The sequence below is a fragment of the Altericroceibacterium endophyticum genome (genome assembly GCF_009827595.1).
Lineage (GTDB): Bacteria > Pseudomonadota > Alphaproteobacteria > Sphingomonadales > Sphingomonadaceae > Altericroceibacterium > Altericroceibacterium endophyticum.
This window is the reverse complement of sequence record NZ_WTYT01000001.1, coordinates 780,171-803,152: the sequence shown is the minus strand read 5'-3', so window position 1 is coordinate 803,152 and position 22,982 is coordinate 780,171. Positions and strand designations below refer to the sequence as shown.

23 protein-coding genes, 1 tRNA gene and 1 pseudogene are annotated in these 22,982 nt (G+C 57.4%); 12 read left to right on the top strand and 13 right to left on the bottom strand.

The genetic code is table 11. The features are described 5' to 3' along the window. Nucleotides 1-61 precede the first annotated feature (61 nt). Nucleotides 62-1,978 carry a potassium transporter Kup gene (locus GRI91_RS03940; RefSeq protein ID WP_160735278.1) on the top strand — a complete coding sequence of 639 codons (1,917 nt, stop codon included), beginning with the start codon at nt 62-64 and terminating at the stop codon, nt 1,976-1,978. Nucleotides 1,979-2,033: 55 nt separating this feature from the next. Here the strand turns inward: GRI91_RS03940 and GRI91_RS03935 are convergent, their stop codons facing one another. From GRI91_RS03935 to GRI91_RS03910, 6 genes are all read right to left on the bottom strand, one after another. Beyond that, a complete protein-coding gene (locus GRI91_RS03935; protein ID WP_160735277.1) occupies nt 2,034-2,771 on the bottom strand; it encodes a hypothetical protein in 738 nt (245 codons plus the stop codon). An 8-nt stretch (nt 2,772-2,779) separates the two neighbouring features. Further along, nucleotides 2,780-3,439: an inner membrane-spanning protein YciB gene (locus tag GRI91_RS03930; RefSeq protein ID WP_160735276.1), complete on the bottom strand. Its 660-nt coding sequence runs from the start codon at nt 3,437-3,439 to the stop codon at nt 2,780-2,782. Between the two features lies 1 nt (nt 3,440). Beyond that, nucleotides 3,441-4,364: a signal recognition particle-docking protein FtsY gene (ftsY, locus tag GRI91_RS03925; RefSeq protein WP_160735275.1), complete on the bottom strand. Its 924-nt coding sequence runs from the start codon at nt 4,362-4,364 to the stop codon at nt 3,441-3,443. Beyond that, the gene (gene mtaB, locus GRI91_RS03920) at nt 4,357-5,532 is read right to left on the bottom strand and encodes a tRNA (N(6)-L-threonylcarbamoyladenosine(37)-C(2))-methylthiotransferase MtaB (RefSeq protein WP_160735274.1); all 1,176 of its coding nucleotides are present in this window, start codon (nt 5,530-5,532) and stop codon (nt 4,357-4,359) included. The genes ftsY and mtaB overlap by 8 nt, the downstream gene beginning before the upstream one ends. Next, nucleotides 5,529-6,338, bottom strand: a complete 810-nt coding sequence (gene dapF, locus GRI91_RS03915) for a diaminopimelate epimerase (RefSeq protein WP_160735273.1) — start codon at nt 6,336-6,338, stop codon at nt 5,529-5,531. The genes mtaB and dapF overlap by 4 nt, the downstream gene beginning before the upstream one ends. A 73-nt stretch (nt 6,339-6,411) precedes the next feature. Further along, nucleotides 6,412-8,040: a putative bifunctional diguanylate cyclase/phosphodiesterase gene (locus GRI91_RS03910; RefSeq protein ID WP_160735272.1), complete on the bottom strand. Its 1,629-nt coding sequence runs from the start codon at nt 8,038-8,040 to the stop codon at nt 6,412-6,414. 118 nt (nt 8,041-8,158) lie between these two features. Between GRI91_RS03910 and GRI91_RS03905 the strand changes: the two genes are divergently transcribed. Next, complete coding sequence (locus tag GRI91_RS03905) at nt 8,159-8,572, top strand: EVE domain-containing protein (protein ID WP_160735271.1); 414 nt, start codon at nt 8,159-8,161, stop codon at nt 8,570-8,572. Between the two features lie 78 nt (nt 8,573-8,650). Next, a complete protein-coding gene (locus GRI91_RS03900) occupies nt 8,651-8,821 on the top strand; it encodes a CsbD family protein (RefSeq protein WP_160735270.1) in 171 nt (56 codons plus the stop codon). A 332-nt stretch (nt 8,822-9,153) separates the two neighbouring features. On the opposite strand, the gene GRI91_RS03895 is transcribed toward GRI91_RS03900, so the two are convergent. Further along, complete coding sequence (locus GRI91_RS03895; protein WP_160735269.1) at nt 9,154-10,479, bottom strand: MFS transporter; 1,326 nt, start codon at nt 10,477-10,479, stop codon at nt 9,154-9,156. 113 nt (nt 10,480-10,592) lie between these two features. On the opposite strand from GRI91_RS03895, the gene pgsA reads away from it, so the two are divergent. Beyond that, nucleotides 10,593-11,144, top strand: a complete 552-nt coding sequence (gene pgsA / locus GRI91_RS03890; protein WP_160735380.1) for a CDP-diacylglycerol--glycerol-3-phosphate 3-phosphatidyltransferase — start codon at nt 10,593-10,595, stop codon at nt 11,142-11,144. Between the two features lie 15 nt (nt 11,145-11,159). Here the strand turns inward: pgsA and GRI91_RS03885 are convergent, their stop codons facing one another. Further along, entirely contained in the window at nt 11,160-11,930 is a 771-nt protein-coding gene (locus tag GRI91_RS03885; RefSeq protein WP_237437620.1) for an EAL domain-containing protein, read from the bottom strand. A gap of 128 nt (nt 11,931-12,058) precedes the next feature. On the opposite strand from GRI91_RS03885, the gene GRI91_RS03880 reads away from it, so the two are divergent. Continuing rightward, nucleotides 12,059-13,264: a GGDEF domain-containing protein gene (locus tag GRI91_RS03880; RefSeq protein ID WP_160735268.1), complete on the top strand. Its 1,206-nt coding sequence runs from the start codon at nt 12,059-12,061 to the stop codon at nt 13,262-13,264. Here the strand turns inward: GRI91_RS03880 and GRI91_RS03875 are convergent. Next, nucleotides 13,227-14,126 (bottom strand): hydrogen peroxide-inducible genes activator, encoded by a 900-nt coding sequence (locus GRI91_RS03875; RefSeq protein WP_160735267.1) that lies wholly within the window; start codon nt 14,124-14,126, stop codon nt 13,227-13,229. The genes GRI91_RS03880 and GRI91_RS03875 overlap by 38 nt on opposite strands. Then, complete coding sequence (gene rnd / locus GRI91_RS03870; protein WP_160735266.1) at nt 14,123-15,343, bottom strand: ribonuclease D; 1,221 nt, start codon at nt 15,341-15,343, stop codon at nt 14,123-14,125. The genes GRI91_RS03875 and rnd overlap by 4 nt, the downstream gene beginning before the upstream one ends. A 117-nt stretch (nt 15,344-15,460) precedes the next feature. On the opposite strand from rnd, the gene aspS reads away from it, so the two are divergent. From aspS to GRI91_RS15980, 7 genes are all read left to right on the top strand, one after another. Continuing rightward, a complete protein-coding gene (gene aspS, locus GRI91_RS03865) occupies nt 15,461-17,284 on the top strand; it encodes an aspartate--tRNA ligase (protein ID WP_160735265.1) in 1,824 nt (607 codons plus the stop codon). A 275-nt stretch (nt 17,285-17,559) separates the two neighbouring features. Continuing rightward, a complete protein-coding gene (locus tag GRI91_RS03860) occupies nt 17,560-17,796 on the top strand; it encodes an acyl carrier protein (protein WP_160735264.1) in 237 nt (78 codons plus the stop codon). 100 nt (nt 17,797-17,896) lie between these two features. Further along, nucleotides 17,897-19,156: a beta-ketoacyl-ACP synthase II gene (fabF, locus tag GRI91_RS03855; RefSeq protein ID WP_160735263.1), complete on the top strand. Its 1,260-nt coding sequence runs from the start codon at nt 17,897-17,899 to the stop codon at nt 19,154-19,156. Nucleotides 19,157-19,166: 10 nt separating this feature from the next. Then, complete coding sequence (gene mltG, locus GRI91_RS03850; protein WP_160735378.1) at nt 19,167-20,141, top strand: endolytic transglycosylase MltG; 975 nt, start codon at nt 19,167-19,169, stop codon at nt 20,139-20,141. A 23-nt stretch (nt 20,142-20,164) separates the two neighbouring features. Next, complete coding sequence (locus GRI91_RS03845; protein WP_160735262.1) at nt 20,165-20,671, top strand: 2'-5' RNA ligase family protein; 507 nt, start codon at nt 20,165-20,167, stop codon at nt 20,669-20,671. Between the two features lie 65 nt (nt 20,672-20,736). Next, nucleotides 20,737-20,813 (top strand) — tRNA-Met (locus GRI91_RS03840). A 130-nt stretch (nt 20,814-20,943) separates the two neighbouring features. After that, nucleotides 20,944-21,201 (top strand): hypothetical protein, encoded by a 258-nt coding sequence (locus GRI91_RS15980; protein ID WP_237437619.1) that lies wholly within the window; start codon nt 20,944-20,946, stop codon nt 21,199-21,201. Nucleotides 21,202-21,384: 183 nt separating this feature from the next. Here GRI91_RS15980 and GRI91_RS15975 read toward each other — a convergent pair. The 3 genes and pseudogenes from GRI91_RS15975 to GRI91_RS03825 form a co-directional block, all read right to left on the bottom strand. Continuing rightward, nucleotides 21,385-22,401 (bottom strand): annotated as a pseudogene (locus GRI91_RS15975) (recombinase family protein); the annotation flags it as partial. A 97-nt stretch (nt 22,402-22,498) separates the two neighbouring features. Next, nucleotides 22,499-22,783, bottom strand: a complete 285-nt coding sequence (locus tag GRI91_RS03830) for a LexA family protein (protein ID WP_160735261.1) — start codon at nt 22,781-22,783, stop codon at nt 22,499-22,501. Further along, complete coding sequence (locus tag GRI91_RS03825; protein ID WP_160735260.1) at nt 22,780-22,959, bottom strand: hypothetical protein; 180 nt, start codon at nt 22,957-22,959, stop codon at nt 22,780-22,782. Before GRI91_RS03825 ends, GRI91_RS03830 begins: the two co-directional genes overlap by 4 nt. Nucleotides 22,960-22,982: the final 23 nt, after the last annotated feature.

Here is a 22,982-nt window from a genome sequence, read left to right as displayed (position 1 = left end):
AAGGTGCTGTTAATCGCCGCCGCCCGCTCGCGCGCAAAGGACGAAAGGGTTTTTAATCCCGATGAGTGACGCCGCATTGACACATTCCGGCAATGGTGCCGGTGATCGCCACTCCGCCAAACTGAAAATGGCGGCAGGAGCGGTCGGTATCGTATTTGGCGATATCGGCACCAGCCCGCTCTATGCATTTCGCGAAACCTTCGTGGGGCCGCATCCCCTCGCGCTGGACGATTTGCACATTATGGGCGTCGTCAGCCTGATCTTCTGGTCGATGACGCTGGTCGTTTCGATCCAATATGTCAGTATTCTGATGCGCGCGGACAACCGCGGGCAGGGCGGAACACTGGCGCTGGTCGCTTTGCTGTCCCGTCATATCGGAAAATCCAGTTATGGCTGGCTCACCGTGCTGCTGGGCGTGTTTGCGACGGCCCTGTTTTACGGCGATTCGATGATTACCCCCGCCGTTTCGGTGCTTTCGGCGGTCGAGGGTCTGACCGTTGTCGAATCGCGTCTTTCGCCGCTCGTCATTCCGATTGCGCTCGTGTTGCTGGTCGGTCTGTTTCTGCTTCAGAAGCGCGGGACACACCGGATCGGCATATTGTTTGCGCCGATCATGATCGTCTATTTCTGTACGCTGGCGGTGCTTGGCATCATCCATATCGTACAGATGCCGGCCATCCTGATGGCGTTTAACCCGTGGTATGCGGTTCAGTTTTTCATGACGGATAAGCTGCTTGGCTTCCTCGCGCTTGGCTCAGTTGTGCTGGCCGTGACGGGCTCAGAAGCGCTTTATGCCGATATGGGCCATTTTGGCCGCGGCCCGCTGCGCCTGTCATGGTTCGGTTTCGTGATGCCTTGCCTGCTGCTGAATTATTTCGGTCAGGGCGCGATGATTCTCGGGCTGGGTGATGCCGGCGCGGCAGAAGCGATCGAAAACCCGTTCTTCGTGATGGCGCCTGAAATGCTGCGTCTGCCGCTTGTGCTGCTGGCGACGGCCGCAACCTTCATTGCCAGCCAGGCCGTGATTACGGGTGCCTTTTCGGTCACCCATCAGGCCATTCAGCTCGGTTTCGTGCCACGCCTGTCGATCCTGCACACAAGTGAGACCGAACAGGGCCAGATTTATATCCCGCTGGTGAACTGGGTGTTGATGATCGCAGTGATCGTGCTGGTCCTCTTCTTCCGCAACTCGTCCAATCTCGCCTCGGCCTATGGCATCGCGGTGACTGGGGCGATGTTGATCGACACCTGCCTGATGGCGGTGCTGCTGACGGCAGTGTGGAAATGGAAATGGTGGATGGCCGCGCCGGTCATGCTCGTCTTCTTTATCGTCGACGGGGCCTATTTCGGCGCGAACTTCACCAAGGTTCCCGACGGTGGCTGGTTCCCGCTGCTGATTGGTGCGGTGGCCTTCACGCTGCTGACGACATGGGCCAAGGGCCGCCATCTGATGCGCAAGCGCATGGCAGAGGTGGGTTTGCCGCTGGATATCTTCGCGAAATCAGGTCGCAACAGCACAGCGCGTGTGCCCGGGACGGCCATTTTCATGAATTCAGGGGCGAATGGTACGCCTTCTGCGCTGCTGCATAATATCAAACACAACAAGGTCCTGCATGAGCGGGTTGTGGTGCTGACGGTGCTGGTCGGTGATATTCCCTATGCCGATAGCGGGCGGCGCTGCGAAGTGACTGATATGGGCGACGGCTTCTACCGCGTGATTCTGCACTATGGCTTCATGGAAGAAACCGACATTCCAGCCGCACTCAAGAATATCGAGATGTGCGGTGGTCCGTTTGAAATGATGAACACCAGCTTCTTCCTGTCGCGTCAGACATTGGTCTCGGCGAAGAAGCCGGGCATGGCCATCTGGCGTGAAAAACTGTTCGCATGGATGATGCGTAATGCGGCGACGCCAATGAACTTCTTCCGTCTGCCCACCAACCGCGTGGTGGAACTGGGCAGTCAGGTCGAGATCTGAGAATGATAAGGGCGCTTGGTATTGCCGAGCGCCCTTATCAAATTATCCGTACAGATTAATCCTGCTCGGCTAGGTTCATCGCCCGCAAAGCAAGGCGTTCAGCATTGGCAAAAAGGGACATCTCAAGATCACACAGTAGCAGATCCTGGAACTGGGTTTGTTGCCAGAGCTGATTTGCTACCCGGTTGAGCGTATCGAGATAGGTCTGATAATTCGCGTTCGGCCTTAATCGTGTCCAGCCGACATGTTTCAGCGCACGAGACTTGAAACGCGGATGGTTTGTGAAGCCTCGCCCCTTGTTATCGCCTGTCGTCTTGTTGCGACCGGGCACATAGTGAAACAGCACACCACGAGACGATCCGAAAATATACTGAATTGCTATCAGCGATACAGCGACACGAGCATCATAAATCGCGAACTTATCTGGTGCCACGATCGATAGGATTTTTGAATAGCTTGCAACGCCTTGCTTGGGCCAGACGCTCCGTTCATGTTCAATCCAGTCGATATATCTGACCAGTGTTTCAGGCCGGTTCGCGCGAACACCGCCCCAATCGGACACAATCTTTCTGGCCAGCTCTTCGCGGCCCTCGCGGTCTGTCTCATGCCATAAACGGCTAAAGTGATATTTCAGCTGCTTGTTTGCTTCATAGCCGCGACCACGAAATCCATATTCTTCAAACGATTGAGGGATGGACCAAGTGTAGTCAGTTTCCAGCTGAGGCAACGCCGCCTGGAAATACGCACAAAACGGGGCGATGTTGACTTCGCTCTGGCTTGCAGATGTAGGCACTTTCTCGATTATTTCGGTGGCGGATTTTGTACTACTTCCTCTTCATTTGCGACCGAGAGGCCATGTTTCAGCAGCATGGGCAGCTGGGTGAAGGTGAAGAGGAAGGACAGTGGCAGGAAGACCCAGAGCTTGGCCGCCAGCCAGTCACCAAAGCTCAGATAATGGCGCAGCACTTCGTTCAGCACGGCGAGCAGGAGGAAGAAGATGCCCCAGTTGCGCGATAATTTGAGCCAGCCTTCGTCGGACAGACCCTCAAATGCGGCTTCGAGCAGCCATTGCAGGAAGGCTTTGCCCTTCAGCCAACCGCCCAGCAGCACCAGTCCGAAGAAGACATACAGCGCCGTCGGCTTGACCTGAACATAGAAGGGGTCACGCAGCAGGATCGTCATACCGCCAAAGCCGACGATCAGAACGGTGGAAAGCCACAGCATGCGTGAAATAGTGCCGAGCCGCCATTTGGATATAACCAGCGCGCAAATGGCTGCCAGGATGAAGGCGCCCGTGCTTTTGACCACCGCTACGATGGAGGCAACGCCGCTGACATCGTCTGCCGGTAAGGTCAGCTTGTATGTGAGGAAGAACACCGCCAGCGGGCCGTAATCGACCAGCAGGTTGATCCAGCCCGATTTGGGCTTCTTTGTGCCTTCGGGTGTGTTTGCTTCGGCCATGTCAGGCTACTCCGGCTATTACGCGCGCGACCAGATCGGGATCGAAGGGGCGCAGATCCTCGATCGTTTCGCCCACGCCAATGGCGTGGATCGGCAGGCCATATTGCTCCGCTGCAGCGACAAGCACGCCGCCGCGTGCTGTGCCGTCCAGCTTGGTCATGATCAGGCCGGTGACGCCGGCCACTTCCTTGAAAATCTCTATCTGTGACAGCGCGTTCTGGCCATTGGTAGCATCGAGCACCAGCACCACATCATGCGGCGCCTCCGGATTGAGGCGGCCGAGCACGCGGCGGATCTTGGCGAGCTCGTCCATAAGCTCCCGCTTGTTCTGCAAACGACCGGCCGTGTCGACGATCAGCGCGTCGGTCCCTTGATCCGTGGCGGCTTTCACCGCGTCAAACACCACGCTGGCGGGATCGCCCTGTTCCGGCCCGCGAATAATCGGAACGCCGATGCGGTCGGCCCACACGGCAAGCTGTCCAATGGCGGCTGCCCGGAATGTGTCGCCAGCGGCCAGCATCACACCATAGTCATCTTCCTGAAACAGGTGGGCGAGTTTGGCGATGGTGGTGGTTTTGCCTGACCCGTTCACGCCAATCACCAGGATGACTTGCGGGCGCGGGAATGCGGTGATTTCCAGTGGCTTTGCCACCGGGCGCAGAATGGCGGCGATTTCCTCGGCCACCGCTTCGCGCAATTCCTGTTCGGTGATGGTAAGGCCGAAGCGCTTTTCCGCCAGTTTAGCCCGGATGCGGCCCGCTGCACTGGGGCCCAGATCTGTCATGATCAGCGCATCTTCGACATCGTCCAATGTCGTGTCGTCCAGCTTGCCCGATCCGGCAATACCGGTCAGATTGGTGGAGAGACGCTCCGATGTCTTGCGGAATCCGCCCAGAATCCGGTCGGACCAGCTTTCTTCACTCATATAACAAACCTTTGTCATACCCCGTTGGGGTGATGCGTGTCAGCGTACCCGCTGGAATACCATCGGGCATGGCGACCCTTGCGAAATTTTCCGAATAACCGCTGCCATCCCGCTCTGCCAGAACGTGGAGAGGTGTGCCGATCAGACTGCGGAGCCATTCATCGCGAATGACCTCGACCGTTTCGCGCAGCTGAGCAGCGCGGTGCTTTATCATGGGGCGCTCAATTTGCGGCATACGTGCTGCCGGTGTGCCCGGGCGGGGCGAATAAGGGAAGATATGGCCGTGAACGATGCGCAGATCGCGGATGATCGAAAGATTATCCTGATGCATCGCTTCACTCTCTGTCGGGAAGCCCGCGATCAGATCGGCGCCTACGGCAAGATCGGGCCGCCTTTCGCGCAAGGCCTGAACCAGTTCCACTGCGTCTTGGCGCGAATGGCGGCGTTTCATGCGCTTCAGGATCATGTCGTTCCCCGATTGGAGCGACAAATGCACATGCGGCATCATCCGTTCTTCATGCGCGAAAAGATCGAACAATTCAGGATCAATCTCTATTCCGTCCAGTGACGACATGCGCAGGCGCTTTATTTCGGGGAAGCGCTGGAAGATCACGCTGACCAGTCGGCCCAGTGGCGGGGTGTCGGGCAGATCATGGCCCCATGATGTGACGTCGACACCGGTCAATACGATTTCTGGTGCGCCCTGCTGCAAATGGCGTTCGACTTCATGCAGCACTTCATCGATGGTCAGTGACCGACTACGCCCGCGCCCCTGCGGAATAACGCAAAAGGTGCAGGCATGATCGCAGCCATTCTGTACCGCGATAAAGGCACGGGTGCGCTGTTTGGGGGCAGGTTCGGCGCGCGGCGGCACATTCCATGCACGCGGGTCCAGCTTCGCTTCATTGGCGATCAGGCCGTCGACTTCCGGCATGTCGGCAATCTGTTGCCGCTCTATATCGGCGGCGCAGCCCGTGACCAGCAGGCGGGCATCCGGATTGGCGCGGCGCGCGCGGCGGATTGCCTGGCGTGTCTGGCGCACGGCTTCGCTGGTGACGGCGCAGCTATTGATCACCACCATCTGCTCCTCATCCCCCAGCAGCGCACGGATACGCTCGCTTTCCGAGATGTTCAGGCGGCATCCGAGGGAAACCACTTCCACGCTCATGCAAAGGCGCTCCAGTCTAAGCTGCCCGTGAAACTGGTTGTTGCAGGGCCGGTCATGGTGATGCGCTGGTCGTCCCCCCAATCGATCTGGAGCGGACCGCCGGGAAGATGGACGGTGACAGAACGGTCGACCAGATTGCGGCGCATCGCGGCAATTGCCGTGGCGCAGGCGCCCGTGCCGCAAGCGCGGGTCAGGCCGGCACCGCGTTCCCAGACGCGCAGGCGGATGGCGGTCCGGTCAATCACCGTCGCCACATTCACATTGATCCGTTCCGGGAAAAGCGGGTCGTTTTCTATCTCGGGTCCGAGATTTTCCATCGGAACCGCGTCACAATCCTCAACGAAGAAAATCACATGGGGATTGCCGACATTGACCGCTGCGGGATTTTCCAGCTCGCCCCAGCCGACCGGCATGGATAGCGTATCCATCGCATAGCCGAGCGGTATGGCATCCCAGCCGAAGCGGGGCGTGCCCATATCCACGGCGATGCCCTGATCGGTCATGTGGGCCGTAATGATGCCCCCGGCAGTTTCGATTTTGGCATCGCGCCCGTGCAGCAGGCCAACGGCGCGGCTGGCATTGCCGCATGCCTCCACTTCGCTGCCATCGGGGTTGAAAATTCGCATCCGGAAATCGGCACTGTTCGAAGGCTCGAGCAGGATCAGTTGGTCGCAGCCAATTCCGGTACGGCGATCGGCCAGCATTTGGGCTGTCGAGGGGCGCAACGGCGGCAGATTCGTTTCGCGACCGTCGAGCACGATGAAATCATTGCCGAGGCCGTGCATCTTGGTGAAGGAAACTTGCATGCCAGCCAGTTAGGCGTTGCGGCGATGAACCGCAATCCATCCAGCGGTTCCGTTTGCTGAAATAGGAAATCGCTTAGCCAGCGCGGGATTCTTTCAGACCGGTGACATCTTTGTTTTTGTCGTTGGACCGGATGGCCTGACGCAACAATTTGCGGGCACTCAGAAGGTCATTGGTCGTGCGGCTATCTTCGGGGCGGCCATAGAGATAACCTTGGCCTTTGAGCTTTCCGAATTTGCGCAGGGCCTCAAGCACTTCCTTGGTTTCGATCCCTTCCGCTGTGACCGGCAGGTCCAGCCCTGCGCCGAGTGAGACAATCGCCTCCACGAATTTGGTGTTGCCGCCTTCCTTGGACAGCTCAGCGACAAAGGTTTTGTCGATCTTCAGCTTGTCGAACGGCAAAGCTTTCAGACGGGCGAGGCTGGAATAGCCGGTTCCAAAATCATCCAGCGTAACATTGACGCCCTGATTCTTCAGACTGGTGATGACCGCGCGGACCGCGCCCAGATCCTCATTCAAACAGTTCTCTGTGATTTCGATGTCGAAGCGTTTGGCCGGGAAGCCGGTTTCGTTGAGCAGCCGCAAAAGGCGCTGCGCAAACCAGGGATCGCAGAGTTGAACCGAAGAAATGTTGACCGACAGGGTTAGTCGGGGGTCCCATTGCATCGCGTCTTCGAGCGCCTGAGCGATGAGCATTTCAGAAAGCTCGCAGATCAGGCCTGTCTCTTCTGCGACGGAAATGAACAGATCGGGGGAAACCAGGCCGTCTTCGGGAGAGTTCCAGCGCGCAAGCATCTCGAAACCGACCAGTTCGCCAGTCTCCAGATCAATCTGCTGCTGGTAATAAGGGACAAATTCACCCTGTGCGATTCCGCGGCGAATGCGCTCTTCAAAACCAGACCGGGCCTGCAATTCGGTTTCCATGGCTTCTTCAAACCAAGTCGCCTGATTGCGGCCGCCGTGTTTGGCCTGATACATGGCGATATCAGCCTGATGGAGCAATTTTTCCGCTGTGCAATCGCTGCCTTCCTTACAAGTGGCGATGCCCAGTGACAAAGTAATCGATGCCGACACGTCGCCTGCTTTGATGGGCGCGGAGATCTCGGCGATCACGCGCTCGGCCATTTTATCGATTTTATCCGTTTCGCCGCGTGGATAGCGGACTGCACAGGCAAATTCATCGCCACCCAGCCGTGCGAGCACACTGCCGCGGGGAATGGCCTTCTTGATACGGCTTGCCGTTTCCAGCAGCACTTCATCGCCAACCTTGTGACCATTGGCGTCATTGATCTTCTTGAAATTATCGAGATCGACCATCATCACCGCGACACTGTCAGCATTGGCGCGTGCGTCACCAATCAGATCATCAATAGTGGGGATGCCACTGCGGCGATTGAGGCACCCGGTCAGCGGATCGGTATTGGCCAGTTGCCGGGCTAGTTTTTCAGCCTCGCGGCGCTCGTCCAGCTCGGTCTGCAAATATTTGTAATGGCGCCAGGCAAAGAGAATGAGCGCGATGTTCAGCAGCAGTGCAGTGGACAATACGACGTCAGGCGGACTTCCCCGGCCGGCCCAATAATTGACGAGACGGGGCGCAACCGAGCCAGCGATACCGACAAACAAGATCAGCGCCGCGATCGATATTCCGAGCCCGACGACGTCTTGCTTTGGCCGCTTTGCCGGCTGTTTGGTTGCCTTATGCATAGAGCTTTTTCACCCTGCTCACGATTGCCCTTTCACTTGTGATCCCGTTATGAGCTGGCAAGTTCAATTTTCGGTTAATGCGATGCCTTAGGTCATTGCAGAAAGAATGAGGAAAGCGATGGCCAAACGTGCATGGTTGATGAAGTCAGAGCCCAATGTTTACGGTTGGGATGATTTAATCGCCGAAAAAGAAGGTACCTGGGACGGTGTACGCAATCATCGTGCTTCAAACAACATGCGAGCGATGGAAGTTGGCGATCAGGTGTTCTTCTATCACTCCAATATCGGGCGTGAGATTGTTGGGATCGCCGAAATAACTGTTTCCGGCATCACGGACCCGACCGATCCGGAAAATAAATGGGCGGCTGTTAAGCTCAAACCTGTGCGCAAGCTCGACCGTCCGGTTACTCTGAAGGAAATCAAGGCGGATCCAACGATGAAAGAATGCGAACTGGTCCGCCTTTCGCGCTTGTCCGTGGCAGAAATACGCCCGGATGAATGGGAAAAAATTCTTTTGAAGTCAAAGAGCTAATGTCGGAACGACTTGCCTGCTCCAACGTAGATTAGGCAAGACGAGCAATCGTCTCTGTCAAATAGAAGGAGACATGCAATGGGTGAATTGAAAGACAAGGCGAAAGGTATCGCCAACGAAGTCGCTGGTAATGCCAAGCAGCAGTCAAGCGATCCTGAAACGCGTGCCGAGGGCCGCGAGCAGGAAGTCAAGGGCGAAGCACAGAACCTTAAGGGTGAAGTGAAGGGCGCACTAGGCGACAAGGTCTGACCACTCAGGTCATATGATAATGAGGAAGGGCCGCTTTTGCGGCCTTTTTTCATGGGCGTGCGACAGTTCACTTTCGTCACAGAGTGCCGTTGTGACTACGCCGCCGCCAGACAATGTCTCGTTTCATGACAGCTGGTAATTTGCGACTGACGATGGTTACCAAATTGTTAACGTGGCCAAATGAAACGCCGGTCGCTTATCATCCGTCACGCGTCAGAAACTGCCTTGCTATCAGCACCAGAGGTCTGGGAGCTTGACGAGGGCCTGTCTTGCCTGCGTTTCTTTCTCACCTCTTATTGTGCGTGCTTCGTGTGCGCTTTGGTCTTTTTCGCCTAAGCTTTGCCGGATATTGACGCCGCGCGTTTTTCTTCGCGGTGGAGCAAGGCGCCAAGCAGTGCTGAAATCAGACACATGACCGCACTGAGCAGCAATTGTTCGGCCAGTGGCATTCCGGCCGCGCTCAGCCCTGCGGCAATCAGCGATCCGATGACCATCGCACCGGAATTGACGATATTATTTGCCGCGACCGCGCGGGCAGCTTCATCCGGGGCCACTTTGGTGGTGAGAAAGGCGTAAAGCGGTACAACAAACATTCCGCCAGCGGTCGCAATCAGCATCAGCGTAATCAGAATGGGTAGGGCCAGTGGCTGACGAATGAACTCATCGACGCCTAGCAGCGCGCCTGGGACCCCATAACTCGACCATTCGCTGCAGATAAAATAGAACAGCGTAATGAACAGGCCCATCACGATGACCGAAATGGGCGCGTATTTCGCTGACACTGTGCCTTTCAGCAGCATATTCACCGATACGGACCCAATCGCGACACCGATCGAGAACATCACCAGAAACAGGCTGGCCACTTCCTTGCTCGCGAACAGAACGTTCTTGGCGAGCGGGGGGAACTGGATGAACAATACCGCGCCGATGGTCCAAAAGAAGCTGATCGCCATAATGGCGAAGAAGACTTCGCGGTCGGCCATCGTATTACGAATGAGCGCGCAGGAGGATCGCAATATGTGCCAGTCGATCGGCTGATTCGGGACGCGCGGCGGAGCAGGCGGGATTTGCCGGCCACAAAGATAGCCCACCATCGCCGTGATGACGACAAAGATCGCAGCAGCTTCTACCGGGATCCAGCCAGCGATAATTGTGCCCGCCAGAATCGCAATATAGGTGCCTGCTTCAACCAATCCGGTCCCCGCCAGAACTTCGCCGCGATCCAGGTGCTGCGGCAGAATTGCGTATTTAATCGGGCCGAAAAAGGTGGAATGAATCCCCATCGCAAATAGGGCGAGCAGGGTCAGCGGGATGGCGAGTGATTGTACCAGCAATCCCTTCCACGCCAGAACCAGACCGGCGGCACCGCAAAGCATGATGGCGATTTCCGCTAGTTTTACCCGGCGCGCGATTACCGCTTTATCCCGCAGATCAGCCAGTTGTCCCGCCACGGCGGACAGAAAGAAGAAGGGCAGGATGAACAGGCCAGAGGCGATGGCACTGAATTGCGCCTCAGCCGCTTCGGAATTGTAAACATTGTAAACGACGAACAGAACCATCGCGTTCTTGAACAGATTGTCGTTGAAAGCGTTCAGCAATTGTGTGGAAAAGAGGGGCAGAAAGCGACGCTGCCTCAGCAAATTTAGAGTGAGTGACATATTACTCGCTGCGTCGATTGGTCCTGAAATGTCACCCCTAGCGGCTTCGGAGAGTGGAACAAGAGACAAGCGGTGCTTTTTCCCGCGGCCTTTCCACGCTACAGGATCCTCTTATGTTGACCGTACCCAACTTGCTCACCCTTTCGCGCATTGTCGCCATACCCCTATTGGTCGCGCTGCTGTGGTGGCCCCGGTGGGAATGGGGGTATGCGCTTGCCTTCGCGCTTTATTGCTTGATGGGCATTACCGATTATTTTGACGGCTATCTGGCCAGGGCCAACGGCACGGTATCGAAGCTCGGGATTTTCCTGGATCCAATTGCCGACAAGATCATGGTAGCGGCGGTCATTCTGGTGCTGGTGGGTAATGACGATATCAGCGGCTGGAGCGTTGTGCCGGCGATGATTATCCTGCTGCGCGAAATCGCAGTGTCTGGCTTGCGGGAATTCCTGGCCGGAGTGCAGGTATCTGTGCCCGTTTCCAAAATGGCCAAATGGAAAACCACTTTTCAGTTGATCGCGCTCGGTATGCTGATCCTGGCAGGCGGCGTGCCGTTGATGGAGTGGGTCCACACCGGCGGCCTCATATTCCTGTGGGGCGCGGCGCTGCTGACGTTGATTACCGGCTGGGATTATTTGCGGGTCGGCCTGAAACACATGGATTGATCGGCCAGCGCCGATTTACAAATTATGTGTTTCGGCCAGTGCGCCAGTTGCGGGCCGGGCGAAAAAATACCCCTGCATCAAATCCACGCCCAGATCGCGCATCACCGCAACCTCCTCTGCGGTTTCCATGCCTTCGGCAAGACAGGTGATCCCGAGATCCCTTGCCACCGACACCATAGCGGCCACTATGGTTCGTCGTGCCGGCGATGTGTCGATCCCGCGCATGAGCGCCATATCGAACTTGATGAGATCAGGCTGAAAGTCTGCCAATAATGACAGCCCGGCGTGACCTGCACCAAAGTCGTCAATTGCCGTGGTGAAGCCGAAGCTGCGATACGCTTCGATGATTCGCATCAGGTGGGGGACATCGTGCATGCGCTCATCTTCGGTAAATTCGAACATCAGCCGCTGGCGATCAAAGCCGAACTGGTTTGCAGCTTTCAGAGTCGCCTGAATACAGGCCAGCGGTTCATAAACAGCATTGGGTTTGAAATTGATCGATAGCTTGCTGCCGTCATCGGGAAAAAGCGCTGCGGCTTGCTCAATCGCGCGTACGCGGCAGGCCTGATCGAAGCTATAGATCATGTCTGGTTCGACCCTATCCAGAATGGCTGCTGCACCTTCCCCCGAAACACCTCGGATCAAGGCTTCATAGCCCCATATGCTCTTGCTGGAGAGTTGAACGATGGGCTGAAAGGCCATCGTAAAATCAAAGGGCAGAGCGGTAGAATGCTCGCAGCCCTGGCAGCCGGATCGCGAACCGGGTTGCTTCATTCTTTTAGCCATCCTGTAACGCCCTGAAAGTTCTAAGTGACAGCAATTAAACGCAATTCTACGCGTTTTGGGAAGCATACTTTACGTAGTTTTATCTATTTATTTACCCTCCCGAGTCATCTGTCAGCGAAGGGGGCCTGATGGACTTTACTACTCTTTACATCGTGGCATTTTTCGATTCCATCGCGCTTTGCGTGATATGGGGCATTCTTGCCTTGAATTACCGCGAAATCATGGCCGCCTGGCACTGGTTTCTGTCGTCCGCTTTGTGGCTGCTGGGCGGTCTGCTGCTTGCGAGTCAGCGTCAGACGGGGCTGTTTGTCGGCGGTGTTTCAGGCAATGCGCTGATGCTGGCGGGCTTTCTACAGATCTATATCGGCGTGCGGGTCTTTTACCGGTGCGATCCGGGGTATCGGTTTGTTGTGCCCTTCTTTCTGTTCAGCGTGGCGGCGATGCTGGCGTCTTTTGACAGTTGGGCAGGGCGCAATCCGGTTTATCTGGCCACGCTTGCAGTTCCATTATTCGCCACTGCTCGGTTTCTCCTGCAAAGGAATCAATTCTCACCGGGACGCCTGATTGCAGCCGGTGGTCTGATCTTTGGCATTTTCGCGATGATGGGCTGGTTCGTGATGAACGTGCTCTACATCACCAATGTGTATACCGGGCTGGACTGGTACCGCCTGATTGCTTCTACATCGCTGGCCGGGCAATTGTTCGCCGCTTTGGTGTGGAATTTCGGGCTGATCGTGATGGCGGTGGACCGCCTGCGCGGGGAAGTGGCCAAGCTGGCGAATGAGGATGCGCTGACCGGTCTGGTCAATCGCCGATATGTAGTCGACCGGCTTAAATCGGGCGATCTTGCCCCATCGCCCGCCGGTGCCAGTGTATTGATGATCGATGTCGATCACTTCAAGCGAATCAATGATGCCTATGGTCATGCGGCCGGAGATGCCTGTCTCGGGCATATTGGGAACATTTTGAAGAATTGCGCGGGGCCGAATGATGTCGTCGCTCGTATCGCCGGCGACGAATTTGCGCTGTTCCTGCCCGAATCATCCAGAGCGAAGGCGGAAGCTCTGGCGCGTGTATTGATCGATTGTTTAAGCCATAATGCGCTGATCTGGCGGGGTGAAAGGCTGTTCTTATCCGTGAGTATCGGATTGTCGGAATGGGTGCCGAATCGCAATGGCGATGTGATGGAAGTGCTGGAATCAGCCGATGAGGCGCTGTTTAAGGTCAAAAGAGACGGGCGCGGAACCTATCTGACGGGTGACCTGCCGGGCAGTGCCTCTCCGAATGTGAAGCTGATCAATCCTGTGCGCGAAATTCATCAGCAAGCAGTTTGAAATCCTCTGCCCGGGGAGAGTTCGGACGCCAGATTAACGCGATTTCACGCATTGCCTTCTGGCTTTTCAGCGGACGCGCCACCACATCCGTGCCGTTCAAGATGCCTGCTTCAATCGCCATTGCGGGCAGCATCGTCAGCCCCAGTCCATTATCGACCATCTGCACCAGTGTGTGGAGGCTGGTGCCGATCATTGTCGCACTGGCGCGCAGCTCCGGACGATTGCAGGCCGCCAGAACGTGCTCCTTTAGACAGTGCCCGTCTTCCAGCAAAAGCAGCCGTCCTTCATCAATCATCGAAGGCGGGATTCGGTCAGGGGGATCGCGCGGGTCATCCTTCGGGAAGGCGACATAGAGTTCATCCTGACAGATAGACGCTTTTTCGACATCGCCCGTGGCAAAGGGCAGGGCCAGCAACACGCAGTCGGAGCGGCCATGATGCAGCGACTCGATGGCGTCCTGACTCGTTTCTTCGCGCAGGAAAAGCTTCAGATTGGGGCGATCGCGGCGCAACCGGGGCAGGATTTTTGGCAGAAGAAACGGTGCAACCGTCGGGATCACGCTCATCCGCAATTCGCCAGAAAGCGGCTGTCCTGAAGATTGAACCAGCTCCGACAATTCCTCTGCTTCGCGCAGCAGGCGGTGAGCCTTCGCCACCACAGCATTGCCAAGCGGGGTAAAGCGCACCACGCGGCGGCTGCGTTCCACCAGCGTCACGCCCAGCAGCGTTTCCAGTTCTCTGATCCCTGCTGACAGGGTCGATTGCGAAACATAACAACTCTCTGCCGCACGACCAAAATGCTCATGCTCATGCAGCGCAACCAGATATTGCAGCTGTTTGATCGTCGGCAGATATGTGCTCATTGCGTGGTTTCGCCCGAAGTCGCCAAGCTGTCCGCTTGCGCCTGTTCCAGCATATCATCGATATGGGTCATCTTCAGCTGACCGTTTTCGACGGCGAAGGCGAGTTTGCCCTCTACCAGTTCCACCGCATCGCGCCCGAACACCTCATAGCGCCAGCCCTTCAGAACCGGGAGATCGCGAATCCCGGCGGCGAGGGCTTCCAGCTCATCCGAGCGGGTGAGCAGGCGCGAGGCGATATCAATCTCGCGTGAACGGATTTTGAGCAGCAGTTTCAGCAAGTCAGCGACGAGGGCGCCTTCTTTGCCCAGCGGTGCACCGCGCTTGGGTTTTTCGGGCATTTCCTCGGGCGGCAAGGGTTCTGCATCTTCGATCACCCGCATCAGGCGCTTGCCGATATCGTTGTCCTTCCAGCCTTGGGACAGGCCGCGGACCTTTGCCAGATCGGCCTGTTTCTTGGGCGGATGGCCGGCAATATCGGCCAGCGTTTCATCACGCATGATTCGGCCGCGTGGGATATTCTTGTCCTGCGCTTCGGCCTCGCGCCATCCGGCCAGCGCTTTCAGGCGACCGAGCACTTGTGCGTTGCGAGAAGGTGCACGAACTTTCTTCCACACCTGGCTGAAATCATTGCGATAATGATCTGGATCGGCGAGCTTCTCCATTTCCGCATTGAGCCAGCTTCCGCGCCCGGTCTTGATCAGCCGCTTGAGGATCTTGGGGAAGATCTGCGCCAGATAGGTCACATCGCCAATGGCATATTCGATCTGCCGATCGGTCAGGGGGCGGCGGCTCCAATCCGTGAAGCGGGCGCCCTTGTCGATCGTTTTGCCCATCCAGCTTTCCACCAGATTGGCATAGCCGATCTGTTCCGACTGGCTGATCGCCATCATGGCAATTTGCGTGTCGAAAATGGGATGCGGAGTCTTGCCGGTGAGGTTGTAGATGATTTCGACATCCTGGCCCCCGGCGTGGAAGATCTTCAGTACATCCTCATTATCGGTGAGCAGGTCGAGAAGGGGGGAAAGGTCGATACCATCGGCCAGCGGATCAATCGCCGCGGCTTCCTCCTCATTCCCGATCTGCACCAGACATAAGAGAGGCCAATAGGTGTTCTCCCTCATGAATTCTGTGTCGACACAGACAGATTCGGATTCGGCCAGCCTTTCGCATAAGGCTGACAATTCGTCGGTAGTTGTTATCAGTGGGTGTATCTTCATTCGTTTTTTTCGTATCGGCGGTTCGTGTCGCCACGCGCGGCTTGACAATGAGGCGGCGTTACCGTGTTAGCGCGCCCCTGCACTAGCCTGATAGCTTGCCCAATGGAAAGAGTATCGATGCACGCTTACCGTACCCATAATTGTTCTGCCCTGTCGAAGAAAGATGTTGGCGAGAGTGTTCGCCTGTCCGGCTGGGTGCATCGCAAGCGAGATCATGGTGGCGTTTTGTTCGTCGATCTGCGCGATCACTACGGCATGACCCAAATCGTGGCGGATGAGGATTCGCCCGCTCTTCAGACGCTCGACAGTCTGCGCGTTGAAAGCGTCATCACCATTGATGGCGAAGTGAAGGCGCGTAATGACGCGACGATCAATCCCAACCTGCCAACCGGTGAAATCGAAGTCTTCGCCCGTTCTGTAACGGTGGAAAGCTACGCCGCGGAATTGCCGATGCCCGTGGCTGGTGAACAGGAATATCCCGAGGATATCCGACTCAAACACCGCTTCCTCGACCTTCGCCGGGAGACGATGCACAATAACATCATGCTCCGCAGCAAGGTGATCACGTCGCTGCGCAAGCGGATGGAAGCGCAGGGGTTCACCGAATTCCAGACGCCGATTCTCACGGCTTCCAGCCCTGAAGGCGCGCGCGACTTTCTGGTCCCCAGCCGTCTGCAGGCGGGCAAGTTCTATGCGCTGCCGCAGGCACCGCAAATGTTCAAGCAGATGCTGATGGTGGCCGGATTCGACCGCTATTTCCAGATTGCGCCCTGTTTTCGCGATGAAGATCTGCGCGCTGACCGCAGCCTCGAATTCTATCAGCTCGATTTCGAAATGAGCTTCGTGACGCAGGAAGACGTTTTCCAGGCACTGGAACCGGTGCTGGCTGGCTGTTTCGAAGAATTTGCCGACGGCAAGACCGTCACACCGGCGGGTGAATTCCCCCGCATTCCCTATCGCGAAGCCATGCTGAAATATGGCAGTGACAAGCCTGATCTGCGCAATCCGCTGATCATCACCGATGTCTCGAAGCATTTCGAACAGTCAGGTTTCGGCCTGTTTGAAAAGATCGTCGGTTCCGGCGGCATCGTGCGCGTCATTCCGGCTCCCAACACCGCGGATAAGAGCCGTAAGTTCTTTGACGACATGAACAATTGGGCGCGCGGTGAAGGTTTTGCCGGTCTTGGTTATGTCACCCGCAAGGGCGGCGAATTTGGCGGTCCGATTGCGAAGAATCACGGGCCGGACAAGATGGCGGCGCTGTATGACGAACTGGGCCTGGGCGAAAATGACGGTCTGTTCTTCGCCGCAGGCAAGGAATCCGAAGCAGTCAAATTGGCTGGTGCAGCGCGCACGCGCGTTGGTCAGGAACTCGACCTGATCGAGCAGGGCTGCTTCAAATTCTGCTGGATCGTCGACTTCCCGATGTTCGAATATGACGAGGAAGAAAAGAAGGTCGATTTCAGCCACAATCCCTTCTCCATGCCGCAGGGCGAGATGGATGCGCTGGAAAATCAGGACCCGCTCGACATTCTGGCGTGGCAATATGACATCGTCTGTAATGGCTATGAGCTGTCTTCCGGCGCCATTCGGAACCATCGCCCTGATATCATGTACAAGGCGTTTGAAATTGCCGGCTATGGCAAGGAAGAAGTCGATGCCAATTTTGCCGGTATGATCGAAGCGTTCAAACTCGGCGCGCCGCCGCATGGTGGCTCTGCTCCGGGTATCGACCGCATCGTGATGCTGCTGGCGGATGAGCCGAATATTCGTGAAGTCATCGCCTTCCCGATGAATCAGAAGGGTGAGGATCTGATGATGGGCGCTCCGTCCGTCGCGAGTCCCCGCCAGCTGAAGGAATTGCATCTGCGTGTGGTGGAGCCGCCCAAGGCGACTCCTGCAGAAAAGACCGCTGTCGACCAAGCCGGCGGCTCTAAATAAGGTTTCAAGGCCTGTGCCGGTGGTCTGGAGAGGGACGATGTTTCCCTCATCCATCCTTTCCGCCGGTACAGGCATTGGGAACAGGGGCAGGGCGCTTTGCGTATTTGTTCCGTGGGGTATGTCACCCGTGCCATGCCCGATAATAATCGTCGCCGGATCAATTTTGAATCGGCATAAGGTGCTGAACCCCTTGTAACACCCTTGCCAGCTCGCGCGGGGTTCATTAGGGGCATGGCCCGAGAAATAATTACCGTATCCTTCTGAAAGGCTTTTCCATGAGCGATACCGCCGACCGCGTTAAAAAGATCGTTGTTGAGCATCTGGGTGTCGAGGCCGAAAAGGTCACACCCGACGCAAGCTTTATTGATGATCTGGGCGCCGACAGCCTCGACATTGTTGAACTGGTCATGGCGTTCGAAGAAGAATTCGGCGTCGAAATCCCCGATGATGCGGCTGAAAAGATCGCAACCGTCGGCGACGCGATCAAATATATCGACGAACATAAGGGCTAATAGCCTGATCGCCCCGCCGCGTTAGGCCCGCCGATCGCAGACGGGGCACGAAGGCTCAGCCGTTTTACGGCTGGGCCTTTCGTGATTTTGGAGAGATACTATGCGCCGTGTTGTCGTAACCGGATTGGGCCTCGTGACGCCGCTGGGCGGCGATGTCGAAACCAGCTGGAAAAACCTAATCGCCGGCAAGAGCGGGGCGGGGACGATTACCCGATTCGACACAACCGGTCAGAAATGCACGATCGCCTGCGAAGTGAAATCGCCGGACCATGAATATGGTTTCGATCCCGATAAGCGAGTCGATGTAAAGGTTCAGCGTCAGGTTGATCCCTTTATCATTTATGGCATCGATGCCGCCGGACAGGCGCTCGAAGATGCCGGTCTCGATAAGATGGATGATGCGCTGAAACTGCGCGCCGGTTGTTCCATCGGTTCGGGCATTGGCGGCCTGCCGGGTATAGAAAAGGAATCGATCGTTCTGCATGAACGCGGCCCGGGCCGCGTCAGTCCGCATTTCGTGCATGGCCGGCTGATCAATCTGATTTCTGGCCAGGTTTCGATCAAATATGGTTTGATGGGGCCGAATCACGCGGTGGTTACCGCATGCTCCACCGGTGCCCATTCGATTGGTGATGCGGCACGCATGATCAAGGATGATGATGCCGACATCATGCTGGCGGGTGGTGCTGAAGGCACGATCAATCCGCTCGGCGTTGCCGGTTTCGCACAGGCGCGTGCACTCAACACGTCTTCCAACGATGCGCCGGAAAAGGCCAGCCGCCCTTATGACAAGGGTCGCGACGGCTTTGTGATGGGCGAAGGCGCCGGCGTGGTGGTGCTTGAAGAATATGAGCATGCCAAGGCGCGCGGCGCGAAGATTTATGGCGAAGTGGTTGGCTATGGCCTGTCGGGCGATGCCTATCATGTTACGGCGCCGCATCCTGATGGCTTTGGTGCCTATCGCGCGATGGAAATGGCGCTGAAAAAGGCCGGAATGACGCCTGCGGATATTGATTACGTCAATGCGCATGGCACATCCACCATGGCGGATACGATTGAACTTGGTGCCGTTCGCCGCCTGTTCGGCGATGCCATTTCGACCATGTCGATGAGCTCGACCAAATCGGCCATCGGTCATCTGCTGGGCGGCGCGGGCGCGGTGGAGGCGATTTTCTGCCTGCTCGCCATGCGTGATCAGATCGTCCCACCGACGCTCAATCTGGATGATCCGGATGAAGGCACAGAAGGCGTCGACCTGGTGCCCCACACGGCCAAGAAACGCAGTGTTAAGGCTGTGCTCAACAACAGCTTTGGCTTTGGTGGCACCAACGCCAGCCTGGTGATGAAGCAGGTCGATTAAGGACATGGCCATGATTCGGCGCGGTGTTGTTTTTCTGATCCTCGCCGGAATGGCCGTGGTCCTGATCGGGGCCGCAATTTTTGCATCCGGTTGGTGGGGCTCCGCCAATCTGGAAAAGGACCGTGCCTTCCTGGTTTCTTCCGGCTCGTCGCTCACGGCGGTGGCACAGAAACTGGAAGAAGAAGGCATTATCGATTCGGCGGATGGTTTTCTCACCCGGGCAAAGATTTTTGCTGGCGATGATCCGATCAAGGCGGGCGAGTTCATGCTCCCCGCCGGGGCCAGTCCGGCCACTATTCTCGATACGTTTCAGCATGGCGATGTCGTTCGCCGTTTTGTCACCATACCGGAGGGCATGCCCTCCATCATGGTGTATGAGCGGCTGATGGCCGAGCCCTTGCTGACCGGCAAGATCGACGTTCCGGCGGAAGGTTCTGTGCTCCCCGAAAGCTACGATTTCGAGCGCGGCGAGAGCCGGGCCGACGTGCTGGCACGGATGCAGCAGGCGATGACCGATACGGTTGCCGAATTGTGGCAGGGCAGGGCGAAAAACATCGCCGTTGATACGCCGCAAGAAGCGGTGACGCTGGCCTCCATCGTCGAGAAGGAAACCGCGCTGCCCAAGGAGCGGCGCATGGTTGCGGGCCTCTATTCCAATCGAGTGAAGAAAGGCATGATGCTGCAGGCGGACCCGACGATCATCTATCCGATCACCAAGGGTAAACCGCTCGGCCGCCGTATCCGTCAGTCGGAAATTGCTGCGATCAACGATTATAATACCTATTCGATGGTCGGTTTGCCCAAGGGGCCGATCACCAATCCTGGACGCGCCTCGATCGCTGCCGTGCTCAATCCGGCCGAGACCGACGCGATCTACATGGTTGCCGATGGCACGGGCGGCCATGTGTTCTCGAAAACGCTCGATGAACATAACCGCAATGTGGAAAAGTGGTTCGCTATTCGTCGTAAGCGCGGGGAAATATAGCGCCGCCGGTGCGTTTTATCCTTATGAGCGCGCCTTTTATCGTCACCGCTGAATTGCCGAAGGATCTGGCCTCTTGGGCGACTGGTCTGAGGCGAGAACACTTCCCGCCTGAGCGGAACCACCTGTCGGCCCATGTCACGCTGTTTCATGCCTTGCCGCCCAGCGTGGAGGGTGAACTACGCGATTGCTTCGCAGACATCGTCGCGCAATGCCCGCCGCCTGCCGCGGTGCTGGAAGGAATCATGTCGCTGGGCCAGGGCACAGCGCTGCGCATAACGAGTCCCGACATGGAAGAGATTCGCGCGGAAATCGCCGAACGCTTTCACGGCTTGCTCACACCGCAGGACCAAGCCGTTCCGAGGTTGCATGTGACGATTCAAAACAAGGTTTCTGCCAAAGAAGCGAAGGCTTTGCAGCAATCGCTTGAGCCCTTGATTTCAAAGCAGAATTTTCGCTTCCGCGCCATCGGGCTCCACATCTATCGCGATGGCCCGTGGGAGTTTGTAAGAGATTGGCCCTTTCGAGGTTGACCAATCGCAAACCCCGCCGTAAATGCGCCGCCTCGCCAGCGAAAACAACGCTGGTCCCCGATTGGGGCGGAGTAGCTCAGGTGGTTAGAGCAGTGGAATCATAATCCATGTGTCGGGGGTTCGAGTCCCTCCTCCGCTACCATCGTTAAACACGGCTGTAGCTCCCTCCTTGCTTGGCCGGTGGTAGCAAGGGCTACGGCGGCTTCTAGCGAGCCGTAAACCTCGATATCCTTGTCGGCACTTCGTGGATAGATGATAACGGCGTTGATCAGTTGCCTGATCTGGCCGGACGAGTTCGACAGGGTCACTTCCTGTCTTTCCGCACCCGAAATCAGATTCCGGATCCGGGTACGATAGGTTTCCGCTATGCGGGGATCGAGTGCGATGGCGGGCAGGGCTTCCTGCTCAGCAACTTCATTCTGAAGCTGGTCACGCTCGGCCTTTTTCTGGCGCAATGCTTCCCGCACTTCGGCAAATTCACTGCCGCCATCGGCGATGGCGGCGACCAGGCGATCAATGGCGCCGGATAGTTCGCGCAGTTTCTTCTCCGTGCGTTTGCGGCGGCGATCGATGTCGCTCTGATGTTTCTGGCGGGCGCGGTGGAATTCAGCGACGAGCAGATCCACAGCCTCTTGCGAGAGCAGCTTGTCTTCCAGACCGGCCAGCACGCGGCGCTGCAATTCTTCATAGGATATGGTGCGCGCATTGTCGCATTTGCCGCCGCCGCGATGGTTGGTGCAGCCGAAGCGGCCGCTGCCATAGGAGATGTAATTGCCCCTGCATTCAGCGCATTGGATAAGGCCGGAAAGCAGATGGCGCGGTTTGCGGCGATGTTCAGGGCGGACCTCGGCTTCGATGCGGCGGCGTTCCTGAACACGTTGCCATAGTTCTTCGTCGATGATGCGCAGTTCGGGCACATCGACGGTTTCCAGCTCGCTTTCCGGGTTCGGCCGTGAAATGCGGTTCCGGCTTTCCGGATCGCGCAGCATTCGCACGCGATTGTAAACCAGCTTGCCGATATAGATCGGGTTGTGAAGGATGCCGATCTTCCGGGCGCGATTACCCGAGATCGAGGAGACGCGCCACTCGCCACCCCGCGCGCTCTTGATACCTTCTTTGTTCAGATCACGGCATATTGCCTTGATGCTCCGCCCATCGGCATATTCGCGGCAGATCCGGCGAACGACTTCTGCCTGTTCGGGAACGATGCGGCGCAGGCCGCGATCAAGTTCACCCTTGTCATCCAGCTTGCGGACCACTTCATAACCGTAGCAAAGCCCCCCTGGCACGCGACCGCGGCTGACCGTGCCGCGCTGCCCGCGGCGGATCTTCTCTGCCATCTTCTTCAGCTCGAGCGCATCCATCGTGCCCTTCAGGCCGATATGCAGCTCCGACAACTCGCCGGCGGAAAGCGTGATGATCCGCGCACCGGCAAAGATGACGCGCTTGTAGATCGCTGCGATATCTTCCTGATCGCGCGCCAGACGGTCCTGATCTTCGGCCAGCACGATCTCAATGCTTCCCTCCGCGATGGCGGCAAGCATCGCCGTCATCCCCGGCCGCCGATTATTGGCGCCGGAGATGGCGAGGTCGGTAAAGACGTCGGCGACTACCCAGCCTTGCGCTTCGGCATAGCGCCGGCAGTCGCGGACCTGGTCTTCGGCGGAAGTTTCCGATTGCCGGTCGGTCGAGAAGCGGGCGTAGATCGCGCAGCGGGGCTGTTTCGACATGGCTGGTGGCTCTGATTGATCTGGGCGAGAAGGGCGTCGTCTTGCGCCATCTCGTCGGCGATGGCCTTGATAATATTCTGGACGGGGGCGGGCAGGCTCATGGACTGATTCCTTTCGGGGTGACGGAAAAGAGAGGCGCGCCATCCGGTGCTCGTGGCAGAGCGACCGCCTCGCAAATCTCGATTGAACGGGCGGGCGCGGCGGCGCGACGAATCAAGCTGCGCTCCTCCAGCCCTGTCACGAGGCGATGAACGCCTCCGCGCGAGCGAAGATCGAGACCTTCGCTGATCTGGGTCAGTGTGGGCGAGGAGCCATGCACTTCCTGATAGCCCTGGATAAACCGCAGGGCGTCGAGCTGCCGCGATGTGGCTGAAACGCTCATGGCAGTATCCACTCCGCGCAAAAGCCCAGCGCGATGTTCTTCGCGATTATCGGCGTGCAGACAAAGGCCAGGGCGATCGCTGCTGCGAACACGGCCCATTCGATCCGCGCTGCCCAGCGTTCGGCGCGGGCGCACAGCGCGCGCAGATGTTCGAGCTCGGGATCGCTCTCGCTCATGCCGCTTCTCGCGCGGTGAGGCC